Raw genomic sequence first — 8,218 nt, 5'->3', positions numbered from 1 at the left:
TCCACCCCGGAGCGCCCACGCCCGGCCACATCCCACGCCGGGGTGCACATGTGCGAAAACTGAGCTTAAGGGCAAACCCGAACTCGCACCGACGGCGATTCCTACCGGCCTTCACTGCGTTCCACTGCGGTCCACTGTGGTCGTGCCGCGCATCCGAGTTCGGGTTTGCCCCTAAGCTGCCAATCGGACACCTTTCACCCCTCAGGGCGGTCGCCTCACCGCGCTCAAACAGCGCTCACACACCGCCCACACAACGCGCTCACACAGCCGGCGACCGCCTCACCACTCCCACTTTGGCAGCGAGTGCTTATATATGACGGCATTACGCGCCCGGCCTACTTCCCTCATGAAAAGGTCCGGTCTGAAGAACAGATCTGAGAAGTCCCAGCGCACTGTCGGGAAGTTGTGGTGCGAAGTCCAGGAGGCGCGTGTGTCTTCGGGGAAACCGAAGTCGGAATCGAAGCCGGTGGCGTCGTCGATGATGATGGCGATGTTGCGCATCCCGCCGCAGTCGACAATCAGAGGCCCGGATGTGACCCATGGTTTTAGGAACACCGGGTAACAGTCAATCCGGTGTGAGGAGAGGACGGCGCGGGCGAGGCTATACCTGTACTCGGGAAGAGGCGTCACGGTGGCGACGATATTGTGCGCCCGTTTGAGAATCTCAGGCCGACAGCTTTCGAACCCGTCGATGTAATCGTGCACTTTGCGGCGTGAGTAGTGCCCCAGAATCCAATCGGTTGCTGTGAGTTGGTCGGTGATGGTGCCGAAGCGGAATAGGTCGATGTAGGTGCGGAGTCGGTCGGTGTAGCGGATGTTTTGGGCGGTGATGGTTTCGTCGTCACGCACGGGCACTGAGCGGAATCGTGTCCGGATGGGCCATTTGCTTTTGGCGGGCGGTTTTCCGGATGGTAGTGCGACGTCGACGGTCCAGTCTGTGAGTGGCCCGATCCACATGCCGTGTTGCACTGCGGCCCAGCGACCGAGGAGGATCGCTTTGCGACTGTCGCGCGAGACTCCCGCACCGCGGACCAGCATTTGGTCGCGCAGTGGGAGCGATTGCCACCATTCTTTCTCGACGGTGGTTGTCCGCGTCACATAGCGCGGGTTCGCGCTGGGCGCGTTGGCTTGCTCGTCAAAATCTGCTCTCAACCCCCGAAGGTGAGCCATTTCTGCATACCCCATGCAAGCCAGTATCGCGCCTGGCGGCTGCGTTGGGAACCCCTCGCGTGCACAATATAGTGGACATTTCCGAGTTCGGGTTTGCCCCTAAGCTGCCAATTCGACCCCTTCATCCTCAAACACTGCGCGCATTTTGCTTGTCGACGACCCCTCCACCCTCCAGGAAGCCACCACCACCCGTTTCACTTGGGTTTCCCGCAGGAGGTCGGCGAGCGCGTCGAGGTTTGTGGGCACGGGCCGGTCGGCGGCGTCTTTGGGGCCGTAGGCGGCGGTGAGGATGCCGCGGGCGAGGTCCTCAAGCGTGTGGACGGGGTTGGCGATAAAGATCGGGTTCATCAGTTGACCTCCATTTCGCAGAAGGATTCGTAGTGGTCGTCGGTGTAGTACCAGGCCTCGACGCCGGAAGCGTCGCCGCCGGTGACGATGCGCCGCGCCCCGCGGTGGCGCAGCCCCGGCGTGTCCACGGTGTACTCGCGGTAGTAGTTCCGGGACTCCTGCGGCAGTACGCGTTCGTAGTTGCCGAAGCGTTTGTCGTCGTTGGCGGGGTAGGGGAAGGGGCCGCCGGCTTCGATGAGCTCGACGGTGTCCCAGGCTTCGTCGGGAAGCGAGTCGCACGCCGGCAGTCCCGAGGCGGTCGCGGTCGACGGCGCGGTCGACGGCGCGGCGCTCGACGCCGGTGCCGGGGTGGGTGAGGGGGTCGTCGATACGCAACTGCTCAACGCGAGGCAGGTCAGCAGGACAATCGGGCGCTTCATAGGCCCATATCGTTGCACACGCTACGATGAGCGCCATGGCAAGGGGCAGAATTCCGGATAGTGACATTGAGGCTATCCGTCAGCGCGCACCGCTCGACGAGATCGTGGGCGAGTATGTGCAGTTGAAGCCTGCCGGGCACGACTCGCTGAAGGGCCTGAGTCCGTTTAAGGACGAGAAGACCCCGAGTTTCCATGTTCGCCCTGCTCACGGGTATTACCACTGCTTCTCTACGGGCAAGGGCGGGGATGTGTTCTCGTTCCTGATGGAGATGGAGCAGTTGACCTTCCCGGAGGCGGTGGAGGCGGTTGCGGACCAGATTGGGTACCGCATTAATTACCAGGGTGGCTCCACGGGTGCGCGTGATGTGAAGCCGGGTACGCGCCAGCGGCTGTTGGCGGCGAATAAGGCGGCGCACGAGTTTTACCGCGAGCAGTTGGAGACGCCTGAGGCGAAGGTTGCGCGCGACTTCCTGCTCAACCGTGGGTTTTCGCGCGAGTTGATCCTGGATTTCGAGTGCGGTTACGCCCCCGACGGTTGGGATACGCTGACCAAGCATCTGCTGCGTAAGGGTTTTGAGGTCCAGGAACTCATCGACGCCGGTATTTCCTCGCAGGGCAAGCGCGGGCCAATTGATAAGTTTCGGCGTCGTTTGATTTGGCCGATTAAGGATGCTGCATCGAACACGATCGGTTTCGGCGCGCGCAAACTTTTCGACGACGACCCCATGGGCAAGTACATGAACACCTCCGACACCATGCTGTATCACAAGTCGAAGGTGCTGTTCGGCATCGATAAGGCAAAGCGCAACATTGCCACCCAGCACCAGACGGTGGTGGTGGAGGGCTACACTGACGTGATGGCCATGCATGCCGCCGGCGTGACCACCGCCGTGGCCACCTGCGGTACCGCGTTCGGCTCCGAACACATGAGCCTGATCCGCCGCCTAATGCTGGACGACAATTTCTTCCGCGGCGAACTCATCTACACCTTCGACGGCGACGAGGCCGGCCAGAAGGCTGCGATGCGCGCCTACAACACCGACACGGAGTTCGGCGGCCAGTCGTTTGTCGCCGTCGCCCCGGACGGCATGGACCCTTGTGACCTGCGCCTGGAGAAGGGCGACAGTGCTCTTCGCGACCTCGTCGCCTCCCGCATCCCCGTCTACGAGTTCGTCATCGAGTCCCTGCTGAAGAATTACTCCCTCGACTCCGCCGAAGGGCGCGTCCAAGCTTTACGACGCACCGTCCCCGTCGTCGCCTCCATCGACGACAAAGTTCTCCAACAGGAATACGCCCGCCGCCTCGCCGGCTGGGTGGGCTGGCCCAACCCCGACGAAGTGTTGGAACAGGTCCGCGCCGAGGCGAAGAAGCCGAAAAAGGAGAAGCGCCAGCGCGTCTCCCTTGCCGCCCGGCAGGCCGCCGCTGGCCCCGACTCCTCCGGCCGCCAGGCGGAGTTGCTGATCCCGCCGCGCCCCGACGACCCGATGCTGTGGCCCCAGCGTGAAGCCCTAAAGATCGCTCTGCAGCACCCGTCGAAGGCCGGCAATTACTTCGACGGCATCAACCCGGACGCCTTCACCAACGACGCCTACCAGCAGGTCCGCGAGGCCATCACCGCCGCCGGCGGCTGCGCCCGCGCTGGTGACGGTGTGGGCGCTGGTGCCGCTAGCTCCGCTGGTGCCGCTGCTGTCGCAGGGCCCGCGGGATCTAGCTCCACCGACTCTGCCCCCGACGGTGGCGCCTCCTGGATCGCTGCCGTCGCCGGTGAGATGCGCGATCTTTCCGGCCGCAACTTTGTTTCCGAACTCGCCGTCGAACCCATTCACGCCGACGACCTCGACGAATACGCCGACTCCGTCCTCTCCCGCCTGCAGGAGACCCGCGTCGGCGAGCAGATCGCCCAGCTCAAGGCGCAGCTGCAGCGCATGCGCCCCTCTGACGACGAAGAGGCCTACAACGCCCTCTTCTCTGACCTGGTTGCCCTGGAGCAGGCCCGCCGGGACCTCAACGACCGCGCCTTCCGCGGGCGTTAGCCACCACCCCTGCCGGTTGCGTCGGCCGCTGGTCTGTCCCCCGACCCGCACCGCCGCCGACGCCCCGCTTTACTTATTTCGTTTGTGTAAAACCCCGCACCTTCGCCGGCAGGTTTTTACACTCCGCGCAGGTCGCAGCTCCCGGCCCTGCAACATCTTGCATCGCCCCGAAGCGCCACTAGTAGGTCAGCCCGCCGCCGCCTGCTTCACCAACAACCGTAATTTCAATGTGAGCAGCGTCGGGGTGTGCGGTGAGCTCGGGAAAGAGTCGAAGTGCTTCTCGGAACTCGTTTCTAAGTTGCTTTACAGATCGAGCCTGGACTATGACGCCAGCGTCTTCTTCAAGTTGCCCCACCCACCAGCCGGATGAGTACTCAACGGTCGCTGTGAAACGGTTCATTGCTGCTGCACCAATCTGTTTGAGTCCCAACCCGATTAATGCACATCGTATCTCAACCAATAGGCCGAAAAGTGAGCTTAGGAGCAAACCCGAACTCATCGCGCCGCATTAAACACCCAGTACAACGGCAGTATCGACCAGCCACATTAAAACTGGGTCACGTGTCAACCCTTGGTGACATACTGAACCTCTACGCAGTATCGTCTTGGGCAGAGTTTGGTTTTTGCAGAAAGAGTGAAAAGGAGGTGGGCCGATGAACACGCCGCGTGTTTCGGTCACGCCTTCCGTTTTGCAGTGGGCCGCTCGTCGTACGGGTTTGGATGATGATGAGTTGCTCAAGCGTTTTCCAAAATTCGATTCCTGGTTAGAGGGGGACGCACAACCCACGCTGCGTCAGGCGCAGAAGCTGGCTCACCAGGCGAAGATTCCGTTCGGGAGATTGCTGCTTAAGGAGCCTTCCGGAGAGGACACTGGTGTTGCAGATTTCCGGATCGTCAGGAATTCTGCGTTGGGGTCGATGAGTCCAGATCTCCAAGAGGTTGTTCTCAAGTCGCAGCAGCGTCTGGCTTGGTACTCGGACTACGCAAAGGATGAGGGGATCGAACCCCCGGTCTTTTTCGCTTCCGCCTCGAGTTCTCAGCGCCCTCAAGACGTCGCGCTGTCCATCCGCGAGCATCTCGGGTTTGATGCAGAAGCCCCATTTCCGGGGGCGGATAAAGTGCGCGCCTTGGTTCTGTCGATGGAAGAAGCAGGGGTGTTGGTGGCGCGAAATTCGATCGTGGAGAGTTCAACGAAGCGTCGTTTGAGCGTCGATGAGTTTCGCGGGTTCACCATTGAAGACGATGGTTTCTGTCTCGTCTTCATCAACACTCGCGATGCAAAGACCGCGCAGTTGTTCAGCCTCGCGCATGAGCTTGGCCACGTTGTGCTCGGAAAACCGGGTGTCTCCGATCATACGGACGGCGTGCAGTTGGAGCGGTGGTGCAACCAGTTTGCTTCTGAGCTCATTGCTCCGGCATCTGCAGTGCAGAAGCTTTTCGACGACACCATGCCGACCAAAGACCAAGTCGAACGACTCGCCCGTCGCTTTGGTCTGAGTAGGGAAGCCATGCTCTGGCGCCTCGACGAATTGGAGCTCATTGATCAAGAGGAAGCACGCCGCGTACTGCCTTTGGTGAAGCACACTGGAGAGCGAGCGGAGAGGACCGGTGAGGGGGCACCGCCGCACCACGTGCTGGTTCGTTCCCGTGTTGGTGGAAGGTTCTTTGACACGGTTACGCAAGCGGCGGTGAACGGCCAAATATCGCAACGGGAGGCTGCGCGATACCTGGGAAGTAATTCAAGCGAGTCGTTCGCGAATCTGGTCAATGCACGCCAGGTGCGGGGCCGGGAAGCGGTGTAGCCGATGTATTTGGTGGACACTAACTTCTTGGGCACCTTGGCCAGTGTTTATCCGGATACTGTGTTTCCGTCGCTTTGGGGGAAACTTGAGGTTGCGTTGTTCTCCGACGGTGTGCACTTCCATGATGAGGTTGATAAAGAGCTTGCTGCGTGGGGTGCTCCTGAGTATGGCTGGTATCAGAAGAATGTCCGCCCAAATCAAATAATTTTCCCTGATCAAAAAGAGGTCGATTGTTACCAGGAAGTCGTGGAATGGGTGGAGTTCGGCAGACAACCGAAATACCGCGACGCTGCCGCTACGGAGTTCTTCAATGTGGCAGACTCATGGCTGGTGGCGTCGGCATATCGCTACGGCGCGACCATTGTTACTAATGAGGCGTCGGCGCCGAACAGCATAAAGAAGGTAAAGATCCCTGACGTGGCTATACAGTTCGGTGTGCCCTGTATCAGTGCACTCGAGTTCCTTCGGCGTTTAAACATCAAGATCTAAACCCAACCCCCACAAACACCAAAGCCCGGCGAGTTCGGGTTTGCCCCTAAGCTCGCCGGGCGGCATCTATACCCCCAGCGTGGGCTCGACAGGCAAACCCTGTAAAAGCCCAGCCAAGCCCCCCTAAAAACTCAGCGCTACTTTGCCTCGCGACGAGCAAACTCCCGCAACGCCCACTCAACCGCGTCCAACGGCAGGGAAGAGTCGTAGGCGTCTCGCGCAGCGGTCAAGGCGTCGAGGTACTCCTTGTATTCGTCGGCGGTCCAGTCGGCGTCCTTCGCCAGGCCAGCCAGGCGCGCGCGGTTGGAGCAAATGATCGCCGGTGCAGCAGCGCCATCCGGCGAAGCAGCAGCACCAGCAGCGTCCTGCTCACCCGCCAGGAAGTACGCCACGGCGGAGGCGTACTTCGGTGCTAGGTCGGTCGCGACTAAGGAGGCGTAGGCGTCGACAGGCGACAATCCGCCAAGCTTCCGGATCGCGCCGAGCAGCTTGGAAGCGTTGCCCTTGTTGCGCAGGAACGCCTGCATTTGCATGACCTGGTTGGACTGGCCGGCGATGTAGGCAAAGCAGGCGCCCAAAAAGTCGATGATCTGCTCGCGTGCGAAGTCGGAGGAGCGGACATCCGAGGCGAAGGAGAAGACTTCGGCGCGGGTGATGGAGGCGGTGGCGTCGTCGCGGAAGGGCGGGACGCGGCGGAGGTGGTGGGGCCAGCCGGTTTTCCAGCGGATGGGGGAGAAGGTAACGGAGTCTTGCAGTGCGTCTTGGGCGCTGGGTTTGATGGCTTCGAGTGCTTCGGCGATCTGAGTCATGCGCTCCATCATAGAGGCCTTAGACTTCCCAGCATGACTGCGACCGTGTTGCTTCTGGATGCCCGTTGGCCCGACATGATCCCGCTCAACCTTGCTGGCCAGATTCGTGGTCGTGTGGAGTTTTCGCCGGAGGTGCCGGTGTCGGTGCGTTGGGCGTTGGATGTCGTAGACGGCGACGGGCATTGGATCATCACCACGGATCCGAAGTTTGCGGAGCGTTTGCTTGACGACGACTCCACCGCCCTGATCAAAGTCCCTTCCCTCGAGGATCCTGTGCTGCAGGCTGTGGAGACGATGCGTGAGGCGCGGCGCCGGGGTGAGTGGGAGCAGGAGATGACGCACGAAAGCCTCCTGCCGTTTTTGGCGGAGGAGGCTGGTGAGGTCGCGGATGCGATTCGCGCAAAGGCACCCGACGCGGAGCTGAAGAAGGAGTTGTCGGATTTGCTCCTGCAGGTGTTGTTCCATGCGGAGATTGCCGACGAGCGGGGTGCCTTTGGGTTTGGGGATGTGGCGGGGGCGTTCGTCGATAAGATGCGCCGCCGCGCGCCGTATTTGTTCGACGGGTCAGACGGGCCTGTGGATAAGGGGACGCAGGACCGTCTGTGGGTCGAGGGGAAGGCTAGCGAATAGCCGGTAGTGCTGGGATGAGGGTGCGGATGTCCGGCAGGCCTGCCTTGGAGGACATCTGGGAGGAACCGGCGAAGAGCTGGTCGAGTGGGGTGACTGGGTCCGGCTTGACGATGCCGCACTCCAGCGCACGGTCCGCCACCGCGCCGACGGTGCTTGCGGAGACGAGGCGCAGGGCCGCGTCGTTGCCCACGGCGGTGTTGAGGTTCATGACGAGCTGGCTGCGGGTGGTGTCCTTGTTCACCATGCGGGTGGCGGTCAGGCCGGTGCGCAGGCTGTCGCAGTTGGCGGTGGCGATGTTGCCGTTGAGCAGGCGGACGAGTTCGAGGGTCTGGGCCTTGGCTGGGGTTGCGGTGCCTGCGAAGCCGGTGACGGCGATGAGGCCTGCTGCGAGTGCTGCGGTGATGCGGCGCATGGGGTGTCCTTTCGGGGAAGTTTGATAGGTCGCAAAGCATCATAACTGTTACAGCTGTGATTGTTGTGGTTTGTGTGAAAATTGTTACTTCTGGTACCGCCTAACC

General features: G+C 61.4%; 10 protein-coding genes. 4 read left to right on the top strand and 6 right to left on the bottom strand.

Annotation, left to right across the window (positions count from 1 at the left end):
* Positions 1-279: 279 nt before the first annotated feature.
* The 3 genes from HMPREF2690_RS03150 to HMPREF2690_RS03140 all read right to left on the bottom strand — a co-directional run bounded on the left by HMPREF2690_RS03150 (position 280) and on the right by HMPREF2690_RS03140 (position 1,937).
* The gene (locus tag HMPREF2690_RS03150) at positions 280-1,185 is read right to left on the bottom strand and encodes a hypothetical protein (protein WP_141761187.1); all 906 of its coding nucleotides are present in this window, start codon (positions 1,183-1,185) and stop codon (positions 280-282) included.
* An 84-nt stretch (positions 1,186-1,269) separates the two neighbouring features.
* Positions 1,270-1,518, bottom strand: a complete 249-nt coding sequence (locus HMPREF2690_RS03145) for a hypothetical protein (protein WP_070421367.1) — start codon at positions 1,516-1,518, stop codon at positions 1,270-1,272.
* Entirely contained in the window at positions 1,518-1,937 is a 420-nt protein-coding gene (locus HMPREF2690_RS03140; RefSeq protein ID WP_070820170.1) for a guanyl-specific ribonuclease, read from the bottom strand. Before HMPREF2690_RS03140 ends, HMPREF2690_RS03145 begins: the two co-directional genes overlap by 1 nt.
* A 35-nt stretch (positions 1,938-1,972) precedes the next feature.
* Between HMPREF2690_RS03140 and dnaG the strand changes: the two genes are divergently transcribed.
* A complete protein-coding gene (gene dnaG / locus HMPREF2690_RS03135) occupies positions 1,973-3,970 on the top strand; it encodes a DNA primase (protein ID WP_070820169.1) in 1,998 nt (665 codons plus the stop codon).
* A gap of 178 nt (positions 3,971-4,148) precedes the next feature.
* Here the strand turns inward: dnaG and HMPREF2690_RS03130 are convergent, their stop codons facing one another.
* On the bottom strand, positions 4,149-4,370 hold the full coding sequence (locus HMPREF2690_RS03130; protein WP_070820168.1) for a hypothetical protein: 222 nt from the start codon (positions 4,368-4,370) through the stop codon (positions 4,149-4,151).
* 253 nt (positions 4,371-4,623) lie between these two features.
* Here HMPREF2690_RS03130 and HMPREF2690_RS03125 point away from each other — a divergent pair, with 253 nt between their 5' ends.
* Both HMPREF2690_RS03125 and HMPREF2690_RS03120 read left to right on the top strand, forming a co-directional pair.
* Positions 4,624-5,772: an ImmA/IrrE family metallo-endopeptidase gene (locus HMPREF2690_RS03125; RefSeq protein WP_070820167.1), complete on the top strand. Its 1,149-nt coding sequence runs from the start codon at positions 4,624-4,626 to the stop codon at positions 5,770-5,772.
* Positions 5,773-5,775: 3 nt separating this feature from the next.
* Positions 5,776-6,261 (top strand): DUF4411 family protein, encoded by a 486-nt coding sequence (locus tag HMPREF2690_RS03120; protein ID WP_070820166.1) that lies wholly within the window; start codon positions 5,776-5,778, stop codon positions 6,259-6,261.
* A gap of 137 nt (positions 6,262-6,398) precedes the next feature.
* Here HMPREF2690_RS03120 and HMPREF2690_RS03115 read toward each other — a convergent pair whose 3' ends face one another.
* Positions 6,399-7,070 (bottom strand): 8-oxoguanine DNA glycosylase OGG fold protein, encoded by a 672-nt coding sequence (locus tag HMPREF2690_RS03115; RefSeq protein ID WP_070820165.1) that lies wholly within the window; start codon positions 7,068-7,070, stop codon positions 6,399-6,401.
* Between the two features lie 33 nt (positions 7,071-7,103).
* Between HMPREF2690_RS03115 and HMPREF2690_RS03110 the strand changes: the two genes are divergently transcribed.
* On the top strand, positions 7,104-7,700 hold the full coding sequence (locus HMPREF2690_RS03110) for a MazG nucleotide pyrophosphohydrolase domain-containing protein (RefSeq protein WP_070820164.1): 597 nt from the start codon (positions 7,104-7,106) through the stop codon (positions 7,698-7,700).
* Here HMPREF2690_RS03110 and HMPREF2690_RS03105 read toward each other — a convergent pair.
* Positions 7,690-8,112: a hypothetical protein gene (locus tag HMPREF2690_RS03105; RefSeq protein ID WP_070482886.1), complete on the bottom strand. Its 423-nt coding sequence runs from the start codon at positions 8,110-8,112 to the stop codon at positions 7,690-7,692. The genes HMPREF2690_RS03110 and HMPREF2690_RS03105 overlap by 11 nt on opposite strands.
* Positions 8,113-8,218 lie beyond the last annotated feature (106 nt).

The sequence above is a fragment of the Corynebacterium sp. HMSC034E11 genome, assembly GCF_001835905.1.
GTDB classification, from domain to species: domain Bacteria; phylum Actinomycetota; class Actinomycetes; order Mycobacteriales; family Mycobacteriaceae; genus Corynebacterium; species Corynebacterium coyleae.
This window is presented reverse-complemented; position numbering and strand designations above follow the sequence as displayed.

Bases quoted from the DNA above. Each gene is read 5' to 3' on its own strand.
- HMPREF2690_RS03145 (WP_070421367.1), bottom strand. From the start codon at position 1,518: ATGAACCCGATCTTTATCGCCAACCCCGTCCACACGCTTGAGGACCTC.
- HMPREF2690_RS03150 (WP_141761187.1), bottom strand. From the start codon at position 1,185: ATGGGGTATGCAGAAATGGCTCACCTTCGGGGGTTGAGAGCAGATTTT.
- HMPREF2690_RS03125 (WP_070820167.1), top strand. From the start codon at position 4,624: ATGAACACGCCGCGTGTTTCGGTCACGCCTTCCGTTTTGCAGTGGGCC.
- dnaG (WP_070820169.1), top strand. From the start codon at position 1,973: ATGGCAAGGGGCAGAATTCCGGATAGTGACATTGAGGCTATCCGTCAG.
- HMPREF2690_RS03130 (WP_070820168.1), bottom strand. From the start codon at position 4,370: ATGAACCGTTTCACAGCGACCGTTGAGTACTCATCCGGCTGGTGGGTG.
- HMPREF2690_RS03115 (WP_070820165.1), bottom strand. From the start codon at position 7,070: ATGACTCAGATCGCCGAAGCACTCGAAGCCATCAAACCCAGCGCCCAA.
- HMPREF2690_RS03110 (WP_070820164.1), top strand. From the start codon at position 7,104: ATGACTGCGACCGTGTTGCTTCTGGATGCCCGTTGGCCCGACATGATC.
- HMPREF2690_RS03120 (WP_070820166.1), top strand. From the start codon at position 5,776: ATGTATTTGGTGGACACTAACTTCTTGGGCACCTTGGCCAGTGTTTAT.
- HMPREF2690_RS03105 (WP_070482886.1), bottom strand. From the start codon at position 8,112: ATGCGCCGCATCACCGCAGCACTCGCAGCAGGCCTCATCGCCGTCACC.
- HMPREF2690_RS03140 (WP_070820170.1), bottom strand. From the start codon at position 1,937: ATGAAGCGCCCGATTGTCCTGCTGACCTGCCTCGCGTTGAGCAGTTGC.